The 23,854-nt window shown below is 73.8% G+C and carries 13 protein-coding genes; 5 read left to right on the forward strand and 8 right to left on the reverse strand.

Features of this window, described 5'->3' with window-relative positions; translation table 11 throughout:
- Positions 1-155: 155 nt before the first annotated feature.
- Positions 156-1,874 (reverse strand): maltose alpha-D-glucosyltransferase, encoded by a 1,719-nt coding sequence (treS, locus tag ACIQVD_RS07365; protein WP_400681721.1) that lies wholly within the window; start codon positions 1,872-1,874, stop codon positions 156-158.
- Positions 1,871-3,826: an alpha-1,4-glucan--maltose-1-phosphate maltosyltransferase gene (locus tag ACIQVD_RS07370; protein WP_400682629.1), complete on the reverse strand. Its 1,956-nt coding sequence runs from the start codon at positions 3,824-3,826 to the stop codon at positions 1,871-1,873. Before ACIQVD_RS07370 ends, treS begins: the two co-directional genes overlap by 4 nt.
- Before the next feature lie 1,053 nt (positions 3,827-4,879).
- On the opposite strand from ACIQVD_RS07370, the gene glgP reads away from it, so the two are divergent.
- Entirely contained in the window at positions 4,880-7,564 is a 2,685-nt protein-coding gene (glgP, locus tag ACIQVD_RS07375; RefSeq protein ID WP_400681719.1) for an alpha-glucan family phosphorylase, read from the forward strand.
- A 72-nt stretch (positions 7,565-7,636) separates the two neighbouring features.
- Here glgP and ACIQVD_RS07380 read toward each other — a convergent pair whose 3' ends face one another.
- The 3 genes from ACIQVD_RS07380 to ACIQVD_RS07390 form a co-directional block, all read right to left on the reverse strand.
- Entirely contained in the window at positions 7,637-9,403 is a 1,767-nt protein-coding gene (locus ACIQVD_RS07380; protein ID WP_402286613.1) for an ABC transporter ATP-binding protein, read from the reverse strand.
- Positions 9,400-11,187, reverse strand: coding sequence for an ABC transporter transmembrane domain-containing protein (locus ACIQVD_RS07385; RefSeq protein WP_402286615.1), 1,788 nt, complete (start codon positions 11,185-11,187; stop codon positions 9,400-9,402). The genes ACIQVD_RS07380 and ACIQVD_RS07385 overlap by 4 nt, the downstream gene beginning before the upstream one ends.
- A gap of 157 nt (positions 11,188-11,344) precedes the next feature.
- A complete protein-coding gene (locus ACIQVD_RS07390) occupies positions 11,345-13,294 on the reverse strand; it encodes a discoidin domain-containing protein (RefSeq protein WP_402286618.1) in 1,950 nt (649 codons plus the stop codon).
- 225 nt (positions 13,295-13,519) lie between these two features.
- Between ACIQVD_RS07390 and ACIQVD_RS07395 the strand changes: the two genes are divergently transcribed.
- Entirely contained in the window at positions 13,520-13,984 is a 465-nt protein-coding gene (locus tag ACIQVD_RS07395) for a hypothetical protein (protein WP_400681710.1), read from the forward strand.
- Positions 13,985-14,034: 50 nt separating this feature from the next.
- On the forward strand, positions 14,035-14,793 hold the full coding sequence (locus ACIQVD_RS07400; RefSeq protein ID WP_400681708.1) for a hypothetical protein: 759 nt from the start codon (positions 14,035-14,037) through the stop codon (positions 14,791-14,793).
- A gap of 36 nt (positions 14,794-14,829) precedes the next feature.
- Here the strand turns inward: ACIQVD_RS07400 and ACIQVD_RS07405 are convergent, their stop codons facing one another.
- The 3 genes from ACIQVD_RS07405 to glgX all read right to left on the reverse strand — a co-directional run bounded on the left by ACIQVD_RS07405 (position 14,830) and on the right by glgX (position 20,796).
- Positions 14,830-16,662, reverse strand: a complete 1,833-nt coding sequence (locus ACIQVD_RS07405; RefSeq protein ID WP_402286620.1) for an ABC transporter ATP-binding protein — start codon at positions 16,660-16,662, stop codon at positions 14,830-14,832.
- Positions 16,659-18,503: an ABC transporter ATP-binding protein gene (locus ACIQVD_RS07410; RefSeq protein WP_400681703.1), complete on the reverse strand. Its 1,845-nt coding sequence runs from the start codon at positions 18,501-18,503 to the stop codon at positions 16,659-16,661. The genes ACIQVD_RS07405 and ACIQVD_RS07410 overlap by 4 nt, the downstream gene beginning before the upstream one ends.
- A gap of 91 nt (positions 18,504-18,594) precedes the next feature.
- Positions 18,595-20,796, reverse strand: coding sequence for a glycogen debranching protein GlgX (gene glgX, locus ACIQVD_RS07415; RefSeq protein WP_402286623.1), 2,202 nt, complete (start codon positions 20,794-20,796; stop codon positions 18,595-18,597).
- 245 nt (positions 20,797-21,041) lie between these two features.
- Here glgX and ACIQVD_RS07420 point away from each other — a divergent pair, with 245 nt between their 5' ends.
- Complete coding sequence (locus tag ACIQVD_RS07420) at positions 21,042-22,256, forward strand: Ig-like domain-containing protein (protein ID WP_402286625.1); 1,215 nt, start codon at positions 21,042-21,044, stop codon at positions 22,254-22,256.
- 193 nt (positions 22,257-22,449) lie between these two features.
- Positions 22,450-23,676 (forward strand): Ig-like domain-containing protein, encoded by a 1,227-nt coding sequence (locus ACIQVD_RS07425; protein ID WP_402286628.1) that lies wholly within the window; start codon positions 22,450-22,452, stop codon positions 23,674-23,676.
- The last annotated feature ends 178 nt before the right edge of the window (positions 23,677-23,854 follow it).

Here is a 23,854-nt window from a genome sequence, read left to right on the forward strand (position 1 = left end):
GCCTTCGTGTGGGTGGCCGTTGGGCTGTTCTCCGTACGCGGTGGTGCGAAGACCCCCGGGGGCGCGCGAGGATTCCCGCGCGCCCGCGGAGGGTGACGTCCCGTTCGGGGCCTGAGGGATCGTTACTTCGTGGACGTGCTGCGGCGTTCCGGCCGCTACCGGGACCCGGACGGCTTCGTCCGGTCCTGGCGCAGCTGGAACCAGTAGAACCCGTGGCCGGCCAGCGTCAGCAGGTACGGCCACTCGCCGATGGTGGGGAAGCGCACGCCGCCGATCAGCTCGACCGGGTACCGCCCCCCGTACTGCCGCAGGTCCAGTTCGGTCGGCTGCGCGAACCGCGAGAAGTTGTTCACGCACATGACCAGGTCGCCCTCGTACTCGCGCACGAAGGCCAGCACCGCGGGATTGCTGGAGGGCAGCTCGGTGTAGCTGCCGAGGCCGAACGCGGGGTTGAGCTTGCGGATCTCGATCATGCGACGCGTCCAGTGCAGCAGCGAACTCGAACTGCTCTGCTGCGCCTCGACGTTGGTCACCTGAAAGCCGTACACCGGGTCCATGATGGGCGGCAGACTGAGCCTGCCCGGGTCCGCCGAGGAGAAACCCGCGTTCCGGTCCGGCGTCCACTGCATCGGGGTGCGGACGCCGTCCCGGTCGCCCAGCCAGATGTTGTCGCCCATGCCGATCTCGTCGCCGTAGTACAGCACCGGGGAGCCCGGCAGCGAGAGCAGCAGCGCGGTGAACAGCTCGACCTGGTTGCGGTCGTTCTCCAGCAGCGGGGAGAGCCGGCGGCGGATGCCCACGTTGGCCCGCATCCGCGGGTCCTTCGCGTACTCCGCGTACATGTAGTCGCGCTCCTCGTCGGTGACCATCTCCAGGGTCAGCTCGTCGTGGTTGCGCAGGAAGATGCCCCACTGGCAGCCCGAGGGGATCTCCGGGGTCTTCGCCAGGATCTCGGAGACCGGGTAGCGGGACTCCCGGCGGACCGCCATGAAGATCCGCGGCATCACCGGGAAGTGGAACGCCATGTGGCACTCGTCGCCGCCGGAGCCGAAGTCGCCGAAGTAGTCGACCACGTCCTCCGGCCACTGGTTGGCCTCCGCCAGCAGCACGGTGTCCGGGTAGTTGGCGTCGATCTCCTTGCGGACCCGCTTGAGGAAGTCGTGGGTCTCCGGCAGGTTCTCGCAGTTGGTGCCCTCCCGGGCGTAGAGGTACGGCACCGCGTCCAGCCGGAAGCCGTCGATGCCGAGGTCGAGCCAGAACTTCAGCGCCGCCATCACCTCCTCCTGCACCCGCGGGTTGTCGTAGTTCAGGTCCGGCTGGTGGCTGAAGAAGCGGTGCCAGTAGTACTGCTTGCGGATCGGGTCGAAGGTCCAGTTCGAGGACTCGGTGTCGACGAAGATGATCCGCGCGTCCGGGTACTGCTTGTCGTCGTCGGCCCACATGTAGAAGTCGCCGTACGGGCCGTCCGGGTCGCTGCGGGACGCCTGGAACCACGCGTGCTGGTCGCTGGTGTGGTTGACCACGAAGTCGATGATCACCCGCATGCCGCGCAGGTGCGCCGCGTCCACGAACTCCACGAAGTCGGCCAGGTTGCCGAACTCGGGGAGCACCGACTGGTAGTCCGAGACGTCGTAACCGCCGTCCCGCAGGGGGGAGTTCATGAACGGGGGCAGCCAGAGGCAGTCCACCCCCAGCCACTGGAGGTAGTCGAGCCGCGAGGTGAGTCCCTTGAGGTCGCCGACGCCGTCGCCGTTGCTGTCCTGGAACGAACGCACCAGCACTTCGTAGAAGACCGCGCGTTTGAACCACTCGGGGTCGCGGTCCCGGGCGGGGGTGTCGGCGAAGGTGTCGGGGACGGGCTCGTTGACTGTCACTGCGGGTTCCTCCGAACCGTGAGGAGGTGGGCCGGCCCGGAAGAGGGGTCGAGCCGGACGTAGTTGTGACGGCCCCAGGCGTAGGTGGCGCCGGTCAGCTCGTCGTGCACCGTCAGCGGCCCCGGCGCGTCGAGCGTCACCGTGGCCTCCTGGACGTGGTGCGGGTCCAGGTTGACCACGCAGATCACCCGGTCCTCCAGCCCGTCCTCGGTGACGGCGGTCTTGGAGAACGCGATGATCCGCTCGTTGTCCACGGGGTGGAAGCGCAGGTCCCGCAGCTGCTGGAGCGCGGGGTGGCGGCGGCGCAGCCGGTTCAGGGCGGTCAGCAGCGGCGCCAGCGAGTCCTGCCGGGACCAGTCGCGCGGGCGCAGCTCGTACTTCTCCGAGTGCAGGTACTCCTCCGAGCCGGGCGCCGCCGCCTCGTTCTCGAACAGCTCGAAGCCCGCGTACACCCCGAAGGATGGGGAGAGCGCCGCCGCCAGCACCGCGCGCACCGCGAACGCGGCCGGGCCGCCGTGCTGGAGGTACTCGGGCAGGATGTCCGGGGTGTTGGCGAAGAAGTTCGGCCGCATGTACGCGGCGGCCTCGCCGGTCAGCTCGGTCAGGTACTCGGTCAGCTCGGCCTTGGTGTTGCGCCAGGTGAAGTACGTGTAGGACTGGTGGAAGCCGATCTTGCCCAGGGTGTGCATCATCGCCGGGCGGGTGAACGCCTCGGCCAGGAACAGCACGTCCGGGTCGGTGCGGGCGATGTCCGCGAGCACCTTCTCCCAGAAGTTCACCGGCTTGGTGTGCGGGTTGTCGACCCGGAAGATCCGCACCCCGCGGGCCATCCAGAACCGCAGGACCCGCACCGTCTCGCGGACGATCCCGTCGAAGTCCTGGTCGAAGTTGACCGGATAGATGTCCTGGTACTTCTTCGGCGGGTTCTCCGCGTACGCGATGGTGCCGTCCGCGCGGTGGCTGAACCACTCCGGGTGCTTGTGCACCCACGGGTGGTCCGGCGAGCACTGCAGCGCGAAGTCCAGCGCCACCTCCAGGCCCAGCGCGCCCGCCTCCGCCACGAAGTGGTCGAAGTCCTCCAGGGTGCCCAGGTCCGGGTGGACCGCGTCGTGCCCGCCCTCCGGCGAGCCGATCGCCCACGGCGAGCCGACGTCCCGCGGACCGGCCGTCAGCGCGTTGTCCGGGCCCTTGCGGTGGGCCCGGCCGATCGGGTGGACCGGCGGCAGGTACACCACGTCGAAGCCCATCGCGGCCACCGCGGGCAGCCGCTCGGCGGCCGTCCGGAAGGTGCCCGACACCGGCGGCTCGACGCCCGAGGGGTCGACCACCGCGCCCTCCGAGCGCGGGAAGAACTCGTACCAGGAGCCGAACAGCGCCCGCTTGCGGTCCACCTGGAGCGGCTGCGAGCGAGTGGCCGAAACCAGCTCCCGCAGCGGGTACCGGTCCAGCAGCGCCGTCACCTCCGGGCCGAGCGCCGCCGCGTAGCGGCTCAGCGGCGGCAGGCCGGTGTCGCGCAGCGCGTCCACCGCCGCCAGCACCTGGGCCCGGCCGTCCTTCTTCGGCACCCCGGCGGCGGCCCGCTCCAGCAGCTGCGCGCCCTCCTCCAGCACCAGCGCGGTGTCGATCCCGGCCGGGAGCTTCACCGCCGCGTGCTTCTTCCAGGTCGCCACCGGGTCGGACCACGCCTCCACCAGGTACGACCAGCGGCCCGGCACGGTCGGCGTGACGTACGCGCCCCAGCGGTCGCTGCCCTCGGACAGCTCGCGCATCGGCGTCCACGGGCCCGAGCGGCCGCGCGGGTCGCGCAGCACCACGTTGGCGCCGACCGCGTCGTGGCCCTCGCGGAACACCGTGGCGGAGACCAGGAAGCGCTCCCCCTCCACGGCCTTGGCCGGACGCCGGCCGGCGTCGACGAGCGGGGTCACGTCAAGCACGGGGATGCGGCCGATCACGGTGTCGCTCTCTGTCGTCTTGCGGGCGGGACGGGCGGCGGCGCGCTTGGCGGCCGGCCGTGCGGCGGTCTCGGTGGAGGTCCCGGTGGAGGTGCCGGCGGCCTCGCCAGCGGACCTGGCGGCGGTCTTGGCCGCGGACTTCCGGGCGGGTCTCGCCGGCGGCTCGGCGGCCGTCTCGGCCGCCGTTCCGGCTGCGTCGGTGGTGGCGCCGGTGGTGGTGGACCTGACGGTGGTGGTCCGTTTCGCCGCGGCCTTGCGGGGGGTGCCCGCGGCCCGCTTCACGCCCGGTTCGGCGGCCTTCCGGCGGGCCGCGCCGATGCGCGGGGCCGGTACCGGGGGCTCCCCGGCCGACGGGGTGTCGGGTGTGTGGTCCGTCGGCACCGTGGACTGGTCCCGCGTGTCGCCGTGCATGCCAATGCTCCTGCCCGAGATCGGCGGCAGCTCCCGGGGCAGCGGCGCCGAGGGAGTACCGGGAGGACTGCTTGGGTGAGGAAGGACGTGCGGTCGCAGCCTGCCCGTGCGGACGGACCCGGCAACCCCGCCCACCGGTCGCGGTCACGCGGCGGCGCGCAGGAACCGGACACGCGCGTCCCGGCGCGCGCCGTTCGATGCACGCCCCCCACGTGACCCAACCCACCGGAAAACGACCGGGCAGGGAACAAGGACACGCGGAGACGCCGCGACTGGGGCCGAACGGGCGAAGGAAAGTGAGGGTTCGTCGAACAGGGCATGCAGCAGCCGAGGCAGCAGGGGGCGACCACCCGATCGCGCACCAGCGGCACTCACGACCTTGTTGCATCCTCGCACCACGGGCAAGGGCTGCGCGTGGGTCGGCGCGCTCTTTAAGCCGCTATGTCGCACTGCGGAAGACTCCCGCAACACCTCCGTTCCCAGAAGTTCACACCTGACGGCGCTTCTTTTCCCAGCGTGCGCCCCCCGCGCGCCGGGTTTTGCCACCACGCGCCCGGAACGATCTCAACACTGCTCCGAACGGGTGCGGCGTCCGCCAGTTGACGCCCCCTCAGGCGCCCGAGCGGGACTACGCTCCTTGCCGTGAAGGCAATCCGCAGGTTCACCGTCCGCACCGTCCTGCCCGAACAACTGCAGCCACTGCACGAGCTCGCGCTGAACCTCCGCTGGTCCTGGCACCCCGAGACGAGGGAGCTGTTCCGCTCCGTCGACCCGGACGTCTGGGCCGCCGTCGGCGAGGACCCGGTCCGACTGCTCGGCGAAGTCCCCGCGGCCAGGCTCGCCGCGCTGGCCGGCGACCGGCGCTTCCTGCGCCGCCTCGGCGACCTGTCCGACGAACTGCGCGACTACCTCACCGGCCCGCGTTGGTACCAGAGCGCGACCGACCCCGTCGACCCCGAGGGCGGCCTGCCCGCCGCCGTCGCCTACTTCTCGCCCGAGTACGGCATCGCCGCCGCCCTCCCGCAGTACTCCGGCGGGCTCGGCATCCTGGCCGGCGACCACCTCAAGGCCGCCTCCGACCTCGGCGTCCCGATCATCGGCGTCGGCCTGTTCTACCGGCACGGCTACTTCCGGCAGTCCCTCGACCGGGACGGCTGGCAGCAGGAGCGCTACCCCCTGCTCGACCCCGACGCGCTCGCCGTCGCCCTGCTCCGCGAACCCGACGGCACCCCCTGCCGGATCGACCTCGCCCTCCCCGGCGGCCGCACCCTGGCCGCCCAGGTCTGGCGGGCCCAGGTCGGCCGCGTCCCGCTGCTGCTGCTCGACTCCGACGTCGAGGCCAACAGCCCCGCCGAACGCGACGTCACCGACCGGCTCTACGGCGGCGGCAGCGAGCACCGGCTGCTGCAGGAAATACTGCTGGGCATCGGCGGCGTCCGCGCCGTCCGCACCTACTGCCGGCTCACCGGCCACCCCGAGCCCGAGGTCTTCCACACCAACGAGGGCCACGCCGGCTTCCTCGGCCTGGAGCGGATCGGCGAACTCGTCACCGCCCACCCCGGACTCGGCTTCGCCGACGCCCTGGAGGCCGTCCGGGCCGGGACGGTGTTCACCACCCACACGCCCGTCCCGGCCGGCATCGACCGCTTCGACCGCGACCTGGTCGCCCGGCACTTCGGCGGCGACGCCGCCCTGCCCGGCGTCCCCGTCGACCAGGTGCTCGCCCTCGGCGCGGAGAGCTGGAGCGACGGCGACCCCAAGCTGTTCAACATGGCCGCGATGGGCCTGCGGCTGGCCCAGCGCGCCAACGGCGTCTCCACCCTGCACGGCGCCGTCAGCCGGGAGATGTTCCGCGGCCTGTGGCCCGGCTTCGACACGCCCGAGGTCCCGATCACCTCGATCACCAACGGCGTGCACGCCCCCACCTGGATCGACCCCGCCGTCGTCCGGCTCGGCGCCACCGAGCTCGGCCAGGAGCGCGCCGAGCACGCGATGGCCGTCGGCACCGCCGAGCAGTGGACCGGCCTGGAGCGGATCGGCAACGCCGAGGTCTGGGCGCTGCGCCGCTCGCTGCGCGCCCAGCTGGTCGACGAGGCCCGCCGCCGGCTGCGCGCCTCCTGGAAGCAGCGCGGCGCCGGCGAGGCCGAACTGGGCTGGACCGGCGCCGTCCTCGACCCCGACGTGCTGACCATCGGCTTCGCCCGCCGGGTCCCCTCGTACAAGCGCCTGACCCTGATGCTGCGCGACCCGGCCCGGCTGCGCGCCCTGCTGCTCGACCCCGAGCGGCCGGTGCAGATCGTCATCGCCGGCAAGGCGCACCCCGCCGACGACGGCGGCAAGCGGCTCATCCAGAAGCTGGTCGCCTTCGCCGACGACCCCGCGGTGCGGCACCGGATCGTCTTCCTGCCCGACTACGACATGGCGATGGCCAAGACGCTCTACCCCGGCTGCGACGTCTGGCTGAACAACCCGCTGCGCCCGCTGGAGGCCTGCGGCACCTCCGGGATGAAGGCCGCGCTGAACGGCTGCCTCAACCTGTCCATCCTCGACGGGTGGTGGGACGAGTGGTACGACGGCCAGAACGGCTGGGCCATCCCCACCGCCGACGGCGGCACCGGGGAGGGCGTGGTCGACCCGGAGAGCAGGGAGGCCGAGCGCCGCGACGACATCGAGGCCGCCGCGCTCTACGACCTGATCGAGCACCAGGTCGCCGCCCGGTTCTACGACCGCGGCGCGGACGGGCTCCCGCACCGGTGGATCTCCATGGTCCGGCACACCCTGGTCACCCTCGGCCCGAAGGTGCTGGCCGGCCGGATGGTGCGCGAGTACGTCGAGCGGCTGTACGCCCCGGCCGCCGCGGCGAAGCGGCGGCTCGCGGGCGAGGACGGCGACTACGCCGCCGCGAAGGCCCTGGCGGGCTGGAAGGCGGGCGTCCGGGAGGCGTGGCCGGCCGTCCGGGTCGAGCACGTCGAGGCGGACGGGGCGGGCGAGGCGCAGGAGCTCGGCGCGACGCTGGCCCTGCGGGTCCAGGTCAACCTCGGGCGGCTGCGGCCCGAGGACGTCGAGGTGCAGGTGGTCTCCGGGCGGGTCGACGAGAGCGACCGGATCTCCGAGGCCACCACGCTCGCGCTCAAGCCCGCGGGCGGCGGCACCGACCTGGACGGCCGGATCCGCTACGAGGGCCACCTCGAACTCGCCCGCACCGGCCCGTTCGGCTACACCGTCCGGGTGCTGCCCACCCACCCCCGCCTCGCCTCGGTCGCCGAGCTCGGGCTGCTGGCGGTGCCGGTGGAGACCGGCGGGATGGACGCGGGGGTGCTGCGCTAGGACGTCCCCGCGGGCGTTCCCGGGGATCGGGTCCGGGGCCCGGGGAGCGGTCGGCCGCCGCGTCGTGCGGGGTCAGCCGCTCCCCGGGCCCCGGCCCCCGTCCGGGCCCTGCCAGGTGTGCCAGAGGGCGGCGTAGCGGCCCCGGGCGGCGAGCAGGTCCTCGTGCGGGCCCAGGTCGGTGAGGCGGCCGTGGGTGAGGACGGCCACCCGGTCGGCGTCGTGCGCGGTGTGCAGCCGGTGGGCGATGGCGATGACGGTGCGGCCGGTCAGGGTGGCGGCCAGCGCCCGCTCGGTGTGGCGGGCGGTGGCGGGGTCGAGCAGGGCGGTGGCCTCGTCGAGGACCAGGGTGTGCGGGTCGGCGAGGATGACCCGGGCCAGCGCGACCTGCTGGGCCCGGGCGCCGTCGAGGCGGGTCGCGGCCGGGCCGAGCTCGGAGTCCAGGCCCGCCGGGAGGTCGTGCTGCCAGCCGACCGCGTCCAGCGCGGCGGCCAGGGCGGCGTCGTCGGCCCCCGGGGCGGCGATCCGCAGGTTGTCGCGGAGGGTGCCGAGGAAGACGTGGTGCTCCTGGGTGACCAGGACGACCTGGCGGCGCAGCCGGTCGGGGGAGAGGTCGGCCAGCGGGACGCCGCCGACCGTGACGCTCCCGGCCCGGGGGCGGTCGACGCCCGCGAGGAGGCGGCCGAGGGTGGACTTGCCGGAGCCGGAGGGGCCGACCACGGCCAGCCGCTCGCCCGGGGTCAGCTCCAGGTCGAGGCCGTGCAGGACGTCGGGCCCGTCCGGGTAGGCGTGGTGGACGCCGCGGACCTCGATCCGGTCGTCGGCCGGTTCGACGCCCCCGGCGCGGGCCTGGGCGGGGACGGTGGCGGGGGCGGCGGCCAGGCCCTCGACCCGGGCGTACGCGGCGGTGCTGCTCTGCAGGGACTCCAGCAGGATGACGACGTTGTCCAGCGGGTCGACCAGGCGCTGCAGGTACAGCGCGGTGGAGACGGCCGCGCCGAGGGTGACGGTGTGGTGGGCGACCAGGACGGCGCCGAGCGGGAGGACCAGGACGGTCGGGACGGTGTAGGAGAGGTTGATGGCGGCGAAGAAGCGCAGCCGCAGGTCCAGGGTGCGCATCCGGGTCCGGTACGCGGCGGCGACGGCCGCGCGCCCGGCGGCCAGCCGCTGCCGGCGCAGGCCGAGGGCGTCGACGGTGCGGGCGCCGTTCGCGGTGGCGGAGAGGGTCTCGGCGAGGCCGGCGTTCGCGGCCCGGTCGGCGAGGTAGGCGGGGCGGGAGCGGCGCAGGTACCAGCGCGCGCCGAGGGCGATGCCCAGGATGCCGATCAGTCCGCAACCGCCCAGCAGCGGGCTGACGGTGAGGATCGCGCCGAGGATGAACAGGATCTGCGCGCCGGCCACGAACAGCTCGGGCGCGGCGTCCCGGAGCGTCTCGCCGACGGCGGTGGAGTCGGCGGTGCCGCGGGCGGTGAGGTCGCCGGTGCCGGCCCGTTCGGCGGTGGCGGCGGGCAGCGCGAGGACCCGGTCGAGCAGCTGTTCGCGGACCTTGGCGGCGGAGCGCTCGCCGAACCGGTGCGCCTGGTAGCGGGCCTGGCGGCCGGTCAGGATCTGGACGACGGCGCAGCCGAGCAGCAGCAGGCCGAGCCGGTCGACGTCCGCGGTGGTGGCGCCGGCGGCGACCAGGTCGATGATCCGGCCGAGCAGCCAGGGCCCGGCCAGGCCGAGCAGGGCGGCCGCCGCGTTGAGGGCCAGCACGGCGGCGAAGGCCCGGCCGTCGGCCCGGACCAGGGCGACGGCGGCCCGCCGGACCTGGCGGGGGGTGGCGATCGGCAGGGTGCTCAACTGCCCTCCTGAACCAGGGTGGTGGGGCTTCCGGCGTGGGGCCCGGCTTCGTCGGGTTCGGTGCCGTTGGGCCCGGCTTCGTCGGGTTCGGTGTCGCGGGTGACCAGGGCGCGGTAGCCGGGTCGGGTGCGCAGCAGCTCGCGGTGGGTGCCGGTGGCGGCGACCTTGCCGTCGACCAGGTAGTGGACGGTGTCGGCCCGGTCGAGCAGCAGCGGGGAGGTGCTGGTGAGCAGGGTGGTGCGGCCGGTCCGGGCGGCGTACAGGCCGGCGGCCATCGCGGCCTCGGTGTGGGCGTCGACCGCGGAGGTGGGCTCGACGGCCAGCAGGACCTCCGGGTCGGCGGTCAACGCCCGTGCCAGGCGCAGCCGTTGGCGCTGACCGCCGGAGAGGTCGCGGCCGTCGGGGGCGATCGGGGCGGCCAGGCCGCCGGGCAGGGCGTCGTGCACGTCGCGGGCGGCGGCGGCGTCGATCGCGGCCAGCAGGACCGCGTCGTCGGCCCCGGTGCGGCCGCGGACGGTCTCGCGCAGGGTGCCCGCGAACAGGGCGGCCTCGTTCTCGGCGAGGATGATCCCGTCCCGGACGGCGGACAGCGGCAGGTCGGCGAGCGGGGTGCCGCCCCACTCGGCGCCGGTGGCCGTGTCCAGCCGGGCGAGGCGTTCGGCGACGGCGGCGGTGTCGGCGGGGCGGGCGGAGGCGAGCACGGTGAGCTCGCCGGGGGCGGCCCGGACGCCGGACTCGGGGTCGGTCAGCGCGGCGGGCCCGGCGGGGGCCGCCGCGGTGCCGCGGTCGGGCGCGGGGGCGAGCCGGAGGAAGGCGACCACCCGGCGGGCGGAGACCAGGGCGCGGCCGATGTCCTGGCTGCTCTCCAGCAGGAAGTAGACCGGGGCGACCAGCACGGCCGCGTACCCGAAGACCGCGGCGAGCTGACCGGGCGTCAACCGGCCCTCGACGGCGAGGCGGGCACCGAGCCAGGTGACGGCGGCCAGCAGCAGGACGGGCAGGCCGGAGCCGAGGGCCTGGATCCAGCTGGTGACGGCGCCGACCCGGTAGCCCTCGGCGCGCAGCCGCCCGGAGTCCGCCCGGTAGCGGGCCGCGAACACCTCCTTGCCGCCGAGGCCGTTCAGCACCCGCAGCCCGCCGGCCAGGTCCTCGAAACGGGCGGTGAGCCGTCCCTGCCGGTCGCGGTACTCGCCCTCCACCCGCTGCTGGCGGGCGAGCAGCGGGCGCAGGGCCAGACCGAGCAGCGGCAGGCCGAGCAGCACCACCAGGGCCAGCAGCGGGGAGAGGGCGAGCAGGATCGCGGCGACCGTCAGGTAGCAGACCACCGCGCCGACGCCGGGCCCGACGAAGGTCAGCGCCAGGGACATCCGGACCACGTCGGAGATCCCGATGGTGACCACCTCGCCCGCGGACACCTGCCGGGGCAGCGCCGCGCCCAGCCGGGTGCTGTGCCGCAGCACCACGCCGACGGTGCGGAAGGTGGCGTCGGCGCGGACCAGCGTCATGGTGCGGTGCCGGTACCAGGCGAGCGCGGCGCTGAGCAGGCCGAAGCCGAGCATCGCGCCGGCCCAGCCGAGGACGGTGCCGGTCCGGCCGGTGCGCAGCCCGTCGTCCACGGCCCGGGAGAGCAGGTAGGGCTGGACGGTGAGCCCGAGCATCCAGGCGGTGCCGAAGAAGGTGCCCGCCAGCGAACGGCCGAGCTGGCTGACGGCCAGCCAGCACAGGAAGCGCAACGGACCGCGGGTGTCTGGCTCGCCGGGCTCCCCGGCCGTCGGATCGTTCACGGAGCGAGGCTAACGGCCCCGCCGGGCCGGGGTCGATCGGATTCGCCCCCGGCCGGACGCCTCCGGAAGGCCCTTGCGCGGACGGCCGCCCCTCCGTTAGCGTCACTGTGACGCTAAGGCGGAGGGGCGGCGGCTCGCCGGGTGGGGGCGCTTCGGGTTACGCGGCGAAGACCTGGAGTTCGGCGACCTGGCCGGCCGGCCAGCCGGTGTTGGCGGTGAACACCAGGCGTACCTGACGGGCGCTCACCCCGGAGGGGAGGGTGAGGGTCGCGCTGTTGCCGCTCGCCGGGTCGAACACGTACCCGGCGGGCGCCAGCAGGCGGGAGAAGGTCACTCCGTCGGTGCTGCCCTGCACCTCCACGGTCTGGGTGCGGGTGGCCCAGGCGGCGGCCGGGGGCACCGAGAGGACGATCCGGCGGACCGGGAGGGTCGAGCCCAGGTCGGTCTGCAGCCACTGCGGGAAGGAGTTGTTGGGGCTCTCCCAGTAGCTGTTCGGGTCGCCGTCCACCGTGTTGCCCGAGCCGTAGTTCTGGGTGTGGCCGCTCTCCGCGGTCGGCCGGTGCAGCGCCAGGTTGCCGGTGGGGACGGTGGCGGGGGAGGTGGTCGCCGAGACCTGGCCGGAGGCGGGGGAGGTGTTGCCCGCCGCGTCCAGCGCCAGCACGTCGAAGGTGTACGCGGTGGCGGCGGACAGGCCGGTGACGGTGAACGAGGTCGCGGCGGTGGTGGCCCGGACCGCGCCGCCGACCCGGACCCGGTAGCCGGTGACGCCCACGTTGTCGGTCGAGGCGTTCCAGGCCAGCGAGACCGTGGTGTCGCTCTGCCCGGTCACCCGCAGCCCGCCCGGCGCGGTCGGCGCCGAGGTGTCCGGCTGGGACGGGAACGGCTGGGTCGGCCGGGCCGCCGTCACGGCCAGCTGCCCCTTGAGCATCCGGCCGCCGTCGCCGGTCAGCCGCAGGTAGTAGTCCGAGGAGCAGGCCGTACCGTCCTCGTCCAGCGCCAGGAACCCCGCCCCGGCCGGCACCCACGCCTGCGACTCGGCGGTCTTGGCGATCTGGTTGCCCTCGTTGTACTCGTCGAACATCGAGATGTACGCGGACGCCACCCCCGCCCGGGCCATGTTGTAGAACTGCCGCCACATGAAGTCGCCGTGCGCCCGCTGCCGGTCGCCCACCCCGCCCGGCAGCACGCACGGCTGGTAGTCGATGCCGTGCGCGTTGCACTCCGCGAGGTCCGGGACGGTCGCCACGTTGTAGAAGTTGTCGGCGTCCGCGGCGCTGCCGATCCGGCCGACCAGCCACGGCGAGAGCATGTCGAAGGAGTGGTAGACCTCCGAGAAGCCCGCCCGGGAGTCCCGGTCGCCGGTGCGCCACCAGGTCGGCACCCCGCCGATCACGTAACAGCCCTGCGCCTTGAACCAGTTGAGCACGTCCAGGCACTGCGCCGGGGTGAACGGGCGCTGGTTGTCGTTGAACCCGAAGCCCCAGATGCACACCACCGGCTTCCCGTTCTGCCGGGCGTACGCGGGCGAGGCGGTGTGGGCGCGCATCTTGTTCGTCCAGTCGGCCTTGATGTCCGACTGCATGGTCGTCCAGTCCGAGACGTCGTACATGACGTAGAACTTCACGCCCTGCGACTCCGCGGCGCTGCGCACCTTCCCCGCCATCGCGTCCCGGGTCGGGCCCTCGCCGCCGGTCGGGTTGAAGCGCTGCAGGGCGGCGGTGTCGATGCCGTACTGCTTCATCCAGCGGAAGTGCACGTCGACCGTGGACTGGTCGTAGGAGGAGAACAGCGAGGCCGGCTGGCCGTTGTTCAGGTTCGGGAAGGCCGTGGCGTACGTCTTCGGGTACTCGCGGACGTCCGGCCAGGCGACGATCGAGCTGTTCGAGGGCGAGGGGGAGGTGCCCCAGTTCCGGGCCCAGTGCCACCAGCCGTTGATCGGGGCGCCGTCGCCCGGGCAGGCGAACCAGCCCTGGTAGCCGACCGTCACCTTCCCGACCACGTCGCCCGCCGGACTGGCCGCCCGCGCGGCGCCCTCGCCCAGGCCCACCGCCCCGAGCACGCCCGCTGCCGCCGCAGCCTGCAGGAACGTCCGTCGCGATACCACCATGCCGTTGCCTCCGCCCGGTTGACCGACACCTTGTCAGGTCCTCGACCTGCCGTCGGGATAGTAGTGAGGGCGACATCTGACGGCAATAGACGTGACACATGACGTAAATAATCGACAGTTTGATCGCAAGATCCCGCTCGCTAACGATCCGGTCGCGGCACGTGTGCGGCTCGGGGAATGTCGGTACGGTCTGACCCGACATCAGCTCGGTGTGAGGGGGGTCTCATGTTGCCGGGAACGGAACTGGTGGCGGGCTATCTGTTCGCCTGGTTGGTGCGGCGGGCCAAGGACGTGGCCGGACGCGCCGAAACCGAGGTCGACCACGCGTTGGACCAGGTGCAGGAGTCGCTGCACGACGCCGTCGCCCGCAAACTCGGCCCCGCGCCGGCCCTGGAGGCGATCCGGGCCGAAGCCGCCGGAGGCCGCCCCGCGCCCTCCGAACTGGTCGGGCAGGCGCTCACCGGTAGCCTGGCGCTCGCCGCCGCGCAGGACAGGGACTTCGAGCAGCAGCTGGGCCGGGCGCTGGCGCGGATCGCCGAGCTCGAAAGCGGCCGGGGCGCGCCGCCCCCGCGGGCGGGCAGCACGTTCAACCTCGACGGTGCCGTCTTCCACGGGCCCACGCAGATGGGCGACCACAACCACCAGCACAACACCGTCCACCAGGTCGCCCGACCCGAGACGAAGCCGTGAAGGGCGAGCCGCCACCGCCCCCGGCGGGTACGCACTACAACATCCACGGGTTGAAACCCGGCCCTGCCCAGGTGGGGGACAACAACGTCCAGGAGAACAGACTCTTCTACATCTTCCGGCAGCAGAGCCAGGTCCTGCTGCTGGTCGCGGTGTTCGGCGGGATCGCGCTGGTGCTCTACCTGTGGTCCAGCATCGGGCGCACCGGCGAGGAGCGGGCGTCACCGGCCGCGACCGTCACCGTCACCGCACCCGGCGCCGCCGCCGCGGCGGCCAGCCCCGTCGCACCCGCGCAGCCTTCCGCGGGTGGCCAGGACGGTGGCCGGACCGGGAGCGGTCAGGACGGCAGCGGCGGTTCCGGCTGGAAGCTCAAGTACGGCGACAAGTCGGTCAGCATGGCGGAACCGAGCATGGCGGGGCTCCCGGCAGGGGAGGCGCAGCAGTGCGCCCAGTCCTACCTGGACTTCGAACCCGTGCTGCACGCCTCGCAGTTGAAGACGGCCCAGGACGCCGAGGCCACGCACGACCTGACGGTGGTGAACGCCTGCTTCACCCTCGTCCCCACGCCGGTGGTCGGGGCCGAGGGCGCGGGATGGGGCAGCTCGGAGGGCAGCCGGCCCGCGCCGGAGAAGTGCTACGAGGAGGCCATGGGCAACAACATGTCCGGCACCGTCCCGGTGGCTCGGATCGAACCGGGCACGGGCTACTGCCTGGTGACGGCGGACCAGGCCCTGGTCTGGTTCAAGGTCACCGGGAAGACCGGTCCCCACCAGCTGGGGCTCGACCTCACCGTCACGCTCTGGTCCCGCTAGCGCCCCGCCGGGGCGCGGCGGGGCGGAGTCCGGCGGTCAGACCAGGCTGTCCTTCCAGGTCTGGTGGAGGGTGGCGAAGCGCCCCTCGCCGGCGATCAGGGCGGCGGGGGTGCCGTCCTCGACGACGCGGCCCTGGTCCATCACCAGGACGCGGTCGGCGATCTCGACGGTGGAGAGGCGGTGGGCGATGATCACGGCGGTGCGGCCGGCCAGGACGGTGCGCATGGCGTGCTGGACGGCCTGTTCGCCGGGGACGTCCAGCGAGGAGGTGGCCTCGTCGAGGATGAGGACGGCGGGGTCGGCGAGCAGGGCGCGGGCGAAGGCCACGAGTTGGCGCTGGCCGGCCGAGATCCGGCCGCCGCGCTTGCGGACGTCGGTGTCGTAGCCGTCGGGCAGGGCGGCGATGAACGGGTGGGCGCCGATCGCGCGGGCCGCGGCCTCGACCTCGGCGCGGGTCGCGTCGGGCTTGCCGACGGCGATGTTCTCGGCGACCGTCCCGGAGAACAGGAAGGACTCCTGGGTGACCATCACGACGTCGGCGCGCAGCGCGGCGGTGGAGAGCTCGCGCAGGTCGACGCCGTCGAGGGTGATCCGGCCGACGGTGGGGTCGTAGAACCGGGCCAGCAGCTTGGCCAGGGTGGACTTGCCCGCGCCGGTGGCGCCGACCACGGCGGTGGTCCGCCCGGCGGGCAGCACCAGGTCGAACGGGGCGAGCACCTGCTTGCCGTTGGCGTACGCGAAGGAGGTGGCCCGGAAGGCGACCTCGCGGCCCTTGCCGCGCGCGGCGGGCAGGGTGGCGGGCGCGGCGGGCTCGGGGACGGACGGCTCGTGGGCGAGCAGGCCGGCCATCTTCTCCAGCGCGGCGGCCGCGGACTGGTAGCTGTTGAGGAACATCGCCAGCTGGTCGATCGGGTCGTAGAGCCGCCGCAGGTAGAGCACGAAGGCGGTCAGGACGCCGAGTTCGAGGCTGCCGTCGGTGACCAGGAAGGCCCCGAGGACGACCACGCCGGTGATCCAGACGTTGGCCGTCAGCCGGGACAGGAAGACGTACCGGGCCATCTCCAGCAGGCCGTCCGCGGTGGCGGTGGCGGACTGCCGGTTGACGGTGCCGAACGCCTTGTCGTTGGCGGCCTCGCGGCGGAACGCCTGCACCGGGCGGATGCCGTTCATGGTCTCGGTGAAGCGGACGATCAGCCCGGCGGAGACGGTGCGGGAGCGCCGGTAGACCTGCCGGGAGCGGTGCCGGAAGGACCGGATGACCAGGGACATCGGCAGGAAGGAGGCCAGCGCGGCCAGGCCGAGGCGCCAGTCGACGACCACCAGGACGACCGTGATGTAGCCGACCGACAGGCAGACCATCAGCAGTTCCTGGAGGCCCTCGGAGAGCAGCTCGCGCAGGGTGTCCACGTCGCTGGTGGCGCGGGAGATGATCCGGCCGGAGGTGTAGCGCTCGTGGAAGTCGAGGCTGAGCCGCTGGGCGTGCCGGAAGATCCGGCCGCGCAGGTCCAGCAGGATGTCCTGGTTGATCCGGGCGGCGACCCGGATGAACGCCCGCTGGAGCAGGGTGGCGGCCAGCGCGCAGCCCAGGTAGGAGAGGGTGACGGCGATCAGCGGGCCGGCGTCGTGGCCGCGCAGGGCGGGGATGCCGCGGTCGATGGCGTAGGCGACCAGCAGCGGGCCGGACTGCAGCGCGGCCTGCTGGAGCAGCACGGCCAGCACGGCGACGGTGATCCGGCGGCGGTGCGGGGACAGCAGCGAGCCGAGCAGGGCGCGCGGGGCGCCGGGCGGGACGGGGATGTCCTGGTCGTCGGTGGCCGGGGGGAGGAGCTCGTCCTCCTCGGCGACGGGTGCGGCGACGGCGGTGGTCATCGGGCCAGCGCCCCTTCCAGCTCGGACTCGCCGGACATCAGGGCCCGGTAGGCGGGACAGGAGCGCAGCAGCTCCTGGTGGGTGCCGACGGCGGCGATCCGGCCGTCGGCGAGCAGCGCGACCCGGTCGGCGAGCAGCACCGTGGACGGGCGGTGCGCGACGACCAGGGCGGTGGTGCCGGCCAGCACCCGGCGCAGGGCGCGCTCGACCAGCGCCTCGGTGTGCACGTCGAGCGCGGAGAGCGGGTCGTCCAGGACCAGGAAGCGCGGTGCGCCGACCACGGCGCGGGCCAGCGCCAGGCGCTGGCGCTGGCCGCCGGACAGGCTCAGGCCCTGCTCGCCGACCTCGGTGTCCAGGCCCTCCGGGAGCCGGTCGACGAAGCCGGCCTGCGCGGTGGCCAGGGCGGCGGCGACCTGCTCGGGGGTGGCGTCCGGGGCGCCCATCAGGACGTTCTCCCGGACGGTGGCGGAGAACAGGGTGGGTTCCTCGAAGGCGACGGCGAGGGCGCGGCGCAGCTCGGCGCGCGGTACGTCCCGGAGGTCGGTGCCGTCCAGGGTGATCGAGCCGGCGGTGGGCTCGTACAGCCGGGGGAGCAGCGCGGTGAGGGTGGTCTTGCCGCTGCCGGTGGCGCCGACCAGGGCGAGCGTCTCGCCGGGGCGGACGTGCAGGTCGACGCCGGCCAGCAGGTCGGGGGAGCCGGCGGGCGCGTCGGGGTAGCGGAAGCGGACGCCGGTGAAGCGGATGCCGCGGTCGTCGGACGGCGCCAGGCCGGACGGCGGGTCGGCCGGCTCCGGCTCGTCCATCACCTCGAAGTAGCGGTTGGCGGCGCTGGCGGCCTCGGCGGCGAAGCCGAGCAGCCAGCCGAGCGACTCGACCGGCCAGCGCAGGGCCAGCGCGGTGGACAGGAAGGCGACCAGGGTGCCGACCGAGAGCCGGTCGTGCGCGACCAGGACGGCGCCGGCGGCCAGGGCGCCGCCGAGGGCGAGCTCGGGCAGGCCGACGATGACCGCCCACAGGTTGCCGAGCAGGCCGGCCTTGCGCAGCTCGGTCTCGCGCAGGGCGGCGCTGTGCCGGCGGAACTCCTCGGCCATGGTGCGGTGCCGGCCGAAGGCCTTGAGGACGCGGATGCCGAGCACCGACTCCTCGACCACGGTGGCCAGGTCCCCGTTCTGGTCCTGGGCGAGCCGGGAGGCGGCCGAGTACCCGGCCTCGAAGCGGCGGGTGAAGTACAGCAGCGGGATCGCCGGGAGCACGGTGATCAGGGCGAGCCGCCAGTCGAGGGCGAACATCAGGGCGGTACCGGTCAGGAAGACCGTGGAGTTGACGACCAGGAAGACCAGCGGGAAGGCCAGGAACAGCCGCAGCACGAACAGGTCCGAGGTGGCCCGGGAGAGCAACTGCCCCGAGGGCCAGCGGTCGTGGAAGGAGATCGGCAGCCGCTGGAGCTTGGCGAACAGCTCGCCGCGCAGCCTGGTCTCGACCCTGGCCAGCGGGCGGGCCACGATCACCCGGCGGACGCCGAACAGCACGGCCTCGGCCACGCCGAGCAGCAGCAGCAGGCCGGCCAGCGGCCACAGGGCGGACAGCTCCCGGTGGGCGACCGGGCCGTCGACGATCCGGCGCAGCACGACCGGGACGGCCAGCACGCTGAGCGAGGCGAGCCCGGCGGCGGCCATCGAGCCGAAGATCCGCCAGCGGGCCTCGCGCGCGTAGGGCCACAGGCGCAGCAGCGAGCGCACCGCGGACCGGGGTGCCGGTACGGGTGAACCGTGGGCGCCGCCTGTTGACGGTGCGTTCGAATCCGCGGGGGTGGGCGGAGCGGGGTTCTGGTTCTCGGCCATCGCCGAGAGGGTAGGCCGTCCCGCCGACATTTCTCATCCGGTTTTTGCCCCTGTCGGCGAGAACCGGCCGGGCCGCGGGGGCCCCGCGCGGTCAGCCGGCCGTCAGCAGCACCGCCGAACGGCCCGTCAGCAGCACCTCCGCCACCGGCACGGCGTCCGGCGGCCCGGTCAGCGCGGTGTCCAGCAGCGGGACGTGCGGGGCGGGCAGCGTGAAGCGCCGCGGCTCGGGGGCGGCGTTCAGCAGCAGCAGGAAGTCGGCGTCCCGCACCTCCCGGCCCCGCTGGTCGCGCTCGGAGATCGCGCTGCCGGACAGCCGCATCGCCAGCGCCTGCCCCGGCGAGAACCAGTCCGCGTCGGTCATCTCGGTGCCCGCCGGGGTCAGCCAGGTGAGGTCCCGCTGCCCGTCCGGCCCGGCCGGGCGGCCGGAGAAGAACGCCCGCTGCCGCAGCACCGGGTGCGCCCGGCGCAGGTGCACCAGCCTGGCGGTCAGCTCGGCCAGCGAGCGCCAGTCCGGGTCGTCCAGCAGCGACCAGTCCACCCAGCCGGTCTCGTTGTCCTGGCAGTACGCGTTGTTGTTGCCGCCCTGGGTGCGGCCCATCTCGTCGCCCGCGGTGATCATCGGCACCCCGCTGGAGAGCAGCAGCGTGGTCAGCAGGTTGCGCAGCTGGCGCACCCGCAGCGAGCGGACCGCCGGGTCGTCGCTCTCGCCCTCCGCGCCGTGGTTCCAGGACCGGTTGTCGTCGGTGCCGTCCCGGTCGTCCTCGCCGTTGGCCCCGTTGTGCTTGCGGTCGTAGCTGACCAGGTCGCGCAGGGTGAAGCCGTCGTGCGCGGTGACGAAGTTGACCGAGGCGTACGGGCGGCGGCCGCCGCGCTGGTACAGGTCGGAGGAGCCGGAGAGCCGGGTGGCCAGCTCCCGGACGTCCGGCCGGGCGCCGCGCCAGAAGTCCCGGACGGTGTCCCGGTAGTGGTCGTTCCACTCGCCCCACAGCGGCGGGAAGCCGCCCACCTGGTAGCCGCCCGGGCCGACGTCCCACGGCTCGGCGATCAGCTTCACCCGGCTGAGCAGCGGGTCCTGGGAGACCGCGGCGAGGAACGGGTGCTCCATCTCCACGCCGTCCGCGCCGCGGGCCAGCGCCGCCGCCAGGTCGAACCGGAAGCCGTCCACGCCCATCTCGGCGACCCAGTACCGCAGCGAGTCGGTGATCAGCCGGATCACCTGCGGGCGGCGGGTGTCCAGCGTGTTGCCGCAGCCGGTGTAGTCCGCGTAGCCGCGGCGGGAGCGGTCCGGCCGGTAGTAGCCGGTGTTGTCGATGCCCCGGAAGGAGAGCGTCGGGCCCATCACGCCCTGCTCGGCGGTGTGGTTGTAGACCACGTCGAGGATCACCTCGATGCCCGCGGCGTGCAGCGCCCGCACCATCCGCTTGAACTCGCCGACCTGCTGGCCCCGGCTGCCGCTCGCCGCGTAGCCCGCGTGCGGGGCGAAGTAGCCGAGCGTGTTGTAGCCCCAGTAGTTGACCAGCCCGCGGGCCTGCAGGTGGTCCTCGCTGACGTGGTGGTGCACCGGCAGCAGCTCCACCGCCGTCACCCCCAGCCCGGTCAGGTGCGCGACCGCCGCCGGGTGCGCCAGCCCCGCGTAGGTGCCGCGCAGCTCGGGCGGCACCTCCGGGTGGCGCATGGTGAAGCCGCGCACGTGCAGCTCGTACAGCACCGTCTCGGCCCAGGGCGTCTTCGGCCGCTGGTCGTCGTACCAGTCGTCGGCGTCGTCGACCACCACGGCCTTGGGCACGTACGGCGCGGAGTCCCGGTCGTCCCGGACGGTGTCCGCCACGTCCCGCTCGGGCCAGTTGCGGACGGCCGCGCAGGTCGCGTCGTGGGCCGTGTAGGCGCCGTCGATCGCCCGGGCGTACGGGTCGAGCAGCAGCTTGGCGGGATTGTGCCGGGCACCGGTCCACGGGTCCCACCGGCCGTGCACCCGGAAGCCGTAGCGGGTGCCGGGCAGCACGCCCGGCAGGTAGCCGTGCCAGGTCTGGTACGTCTGCTCGGTCAGCCGGTGCCGGCTCTCCCGGCCGCGCTCGTCGAACAGGCACAGGTCGACCGCCTCGGCCTGCGGGGCCCAGAGCGCGAAGTTGGTGCCCCGGCCGCCCTCCGGGTCGGTGCGGAACCGGGCGCCCAGCGGCTGCCAGCTGCCCGGCCACGGCGGCGCGGCGTCCGGCCGGGGAGCCGCGCCGTTCCACCGGGCGGCCGACCGCGCCTGACGGGCCGTGCCCGCACCCAGCTCCTGCCACGCCGTCATGGCGACCCTCCCAGCCATCCGGGGGCCCGTCCCCGTTCTTCCGGTTGTTCCCTGTCCGACGGCCCTCGTCACCCCGGGTCGAGCGGCGTGACGCACCGTGATCGATCATGTGCCCAGCGGAGCCGGGTGCGGAAACCATCCGGTCGTGTCCGCGCGGCGGAATCGATCATCGGGCCCGGTATCGGGTGGTATCGGGTGGTGTCGGACGAATGTCGGACGAGTGTCGGACGAATGCGGAGGACGGCATGCGCGCCGCGGTACGGCTCTGGACACGGCGGGCGGCGGCGCTCGCCCTGGTGCTGCTGACCGGCTGCTCCGGCGGTGGCGGCGACGGCGGCGGCGACCGGCCGTCGGGCGGCGCGGCCGCCCCGCCGCCGGTCTCCCGGGCCCGGCTCGCGGTGCAGCCCGCCGACGGCGCGCGGGACGTCCCGGCCGACGGCCCGGTGCGGGTCGAGGTCGACGGCGGCCGGCTGCTGACCGTCCGGCTCGCCGACGACCGCGGCGCCGCCGTCCCCGGCACCCTCACCGCCGACGGCACCCGCTGGACGGCCGACCGCCGGCTGGCCACCGCCACCGGGTACGCCCTGGACGCGGTCGCCGAGGACGCGGACGGCCTGCGCGCCGCCGGGCACGCGGCCTTCGCCACCGCCGCCCCCGCGCACACCTTCGTCGGCTCCTTCACCCCCGAGGACGGCTCCACCGTCGGCGTCGGGATGCCGGTCTCGCTGCGCTTCTCGCACCCGATCGCGGACCGCGCCGCGGTGGAGCGGGCCGTCGCGGTGGTCTCCGACCCGCCGCTGGAGATCGCCCCGCACTGGTTCGGCGACCGGCGGCTGGACTTCCGCCCCGCCGCGTACTGGCCGGCCGGCACCCGGGTCACCCTGCTGCTGCGGCTCAGGGACGTCGAGGGCGCGCCCGGCTACCTCGGCACCCAGGACGAGGACGTGCACTTCACCGTCGGCCGCGCGCTGGTGGCCGTCGTCGACCTGGACGCGCACACCATGACGGTCCGCCGGGACGGCGAGGTGCTGCGGGTGCTGCCGGTCAGCGGCGGCAGCCCCGAGCACCCCACCTACCTGGGCACCATGGTGGTCTCCGAACGCCACGAGGCGATCAGGATGGACTCGCGGACCGTCGGCCTCGGCGACGCGTACGACATCGCGGACGTCCCGCACGCGCTGCGGCTGACCGCCTCCGGCACCTTCGTGCACGGCAACTACTGGAGCGACCCGGCGGTCTTCGGCGCCGCCAACACCAGCCACGGCTGCATCGGCCTGCCCGACGCCAGGGGCGGCTCCGCCGACTCCCCGGCCGGCTGGCTCTACGCGCACACCCGCACCGGCGACGTGGTGGAAGTGCGCGGCTCCCGCGGCGAGCGGGTCGCCCCCGACAACGGCCTCTCCGACTGGAACCTGGACTGGCGGCAGTGGACGGCGGGCAGCGCGCCGGGAGTTCACTGAACGAGCACCCGGCTCCCGCCGAAGATTCACCCGGCCGGGCCGGTTATCCTGGCCGCGCGCGACCGGAGTCGAACAGCGCGGCCACCGGATCGCGGTCGGCCCGGTGCAACCGATCCCGGGCACGAGCACGTGTACGCGATGGGAACACCGGGAGGGGAGCAGCGCAGTGGAGACGGTTCACAGGACCTGGGCCGTGGCGGGACGCGGACGCCGGGCCGGGCGGGCGGCGGCGGCCCTGCTGGTAGGCGGCGTACTGCTGCTCGGCACGGCCTGCAACGGCGACGGCGGCGGCGGGTCGACGGACGCCAAGGGCACGGCGGGCGGCGGGAGTTCGTCCTCCTCCACGTCCGACCCCACCCCGAAGGTCTCGACCGCGCAGCTGACCGTCACCCCGGCCAACGGGGCCACCGACGTGCAGCCGAAGGACGGCCTCCAGGTGGCGGTGGCGAGCGGGAAGCTCACCACCGTCGAGGTCACCGACAAGAACGGCAAGGCGGTGGACGGCAAGATCTCCGACGACGGCCTGAGCTGGAAGCCCGCCGGCCAGCTGGCCGTCGGCACCACCTACACGGTCACCGCGCAGGCGGTGGACGCGGCCGGGCTGGTGGCCGCCTCGACCACCAGCTTCACCACGCTGACCCCGGCGAAGACCGCCTCGACCAACGACAACATCGCCGACAACGGCACCTACGGCGTCGGCATGATCGTCTCGGTCAGCTTCGGCAAGCCGATCAAGAACAAGGACGCGGTGCTGGCGGGCGTCACCGTCACCGGCTCCGACGGCACGGTGGCCAAGGGCCACTGGTTCACCAACCAGCGGCTGGACTTCCGGCCGGAGGAGTTCTGGAAGCCGGGCACCAAGGTGACGGTCAAGTACCGGCTGAAGAACGTCGAGGTGGCGCCCGGCGTGTACGGCGACATCGACAAGGACGAGCCGTTCACCATCGGCCGCTACCAGGTCTCCACGGTGGACGCGGCGGCCCACACCATGACGGTGGACCACGGCGGCGGCAAGACCGAGAGCATCCCGATCACGGCCGGCAACGACCAGAACGCGTCCTGGAACGGCACCATGGTGATCTCCTCCAAGGAGAAGGTCACCCGGATGAACTCGGCGACCGTCTCCAACGTCAAGGGCGACGAGTACGACGTCCCGGACGTGCCGCACGCGATGCGCCTGACCAACACCGGCACCTACGTGCACGGCAACTACTGGAGCACCGCCTTCGGCAAGTCCAACGCCAGCCACGGCTGCGTCGGCATGGCCGACGTCAAGGGCGGCGGCGACAGCACGGCGGCGGGCAAGTTCTTCAACTCCTCGATCATCGGGGACGTGGTGCGGATCAAGAACTCCAAGGGCCAGACCGTCTCCGGCGACAACGGCTGGAGCGGCTGGACCGTCCCGTGGAGCAAGTGGTAGGCCTCGGCCCGCACGCCCGCACGCCCGCACGCCCGCACGCCCGCACGCCCGCACGGCCCGGTGGTCACCCGACCGCCGGGCCGTGGTCCGTTCGTGACCGTACCGGGACACTCGGATCGCAACGTTTCCGCTCCCCGACCCGTCATATCAAGCGAAAGTCCTGTCAGCGGACAGGCGG

The sequence above is a fragment of the Kitasatospora sp. NPDC090308 genome, assembly GCF_044769485.1.
Lineage (GTDB): Bacteria > Actinomycetota > Actinomycetes > Streptomycetales > Streptomycetaceae > Kitasatospora > Kitasatospora fiedleri.

Coding starts and splice junctions, on each gene's coding strand:
- ACIQVD_RS07390 (WP_402286618.1), bottom strand. CDS start 13,294: ATGGTGGTATCGCGACGGACGTTCCTGCAGGCTGCGGCGGCAGCGGGC.
- ACIQVD_RS07395 (WP_400681710.1), top strand. CDS start 13,520: ATGTTGCCGGGAACGGAACTGGTGGCGGGCTATCTGTTCGCCTGGTTG.
- ACIQVD_RS07405 (WP_402286620.1), bottom strand. CDS start 16,662: ATGACCACCGCCGTCGCCGCACCCGTCGCCGAGGAGGACGAGCTCCTC.
- ACIQVD_RS07410 (WP_400681703.1), bottom strand. CDS start 18,503: ATGGCCGAGAACCAGAACCCCGCTCCGCCCACCCCCGCGGATTCGAAC.
- glgX (WP_402286623.1), bottom strand. CDS start 20,796: ATGACGGCGTGGCAGGAGCTGGGTGCGGGCACGGCCCGTCAGGCGCGG.
- ACIQVD_RS07420 (WP_402286625.1), top strand. CDS start 21,042: ATGCGCGCCGCGGTACGGCTCTGGACACGGCGGGCGGCGGCGCTCGCC.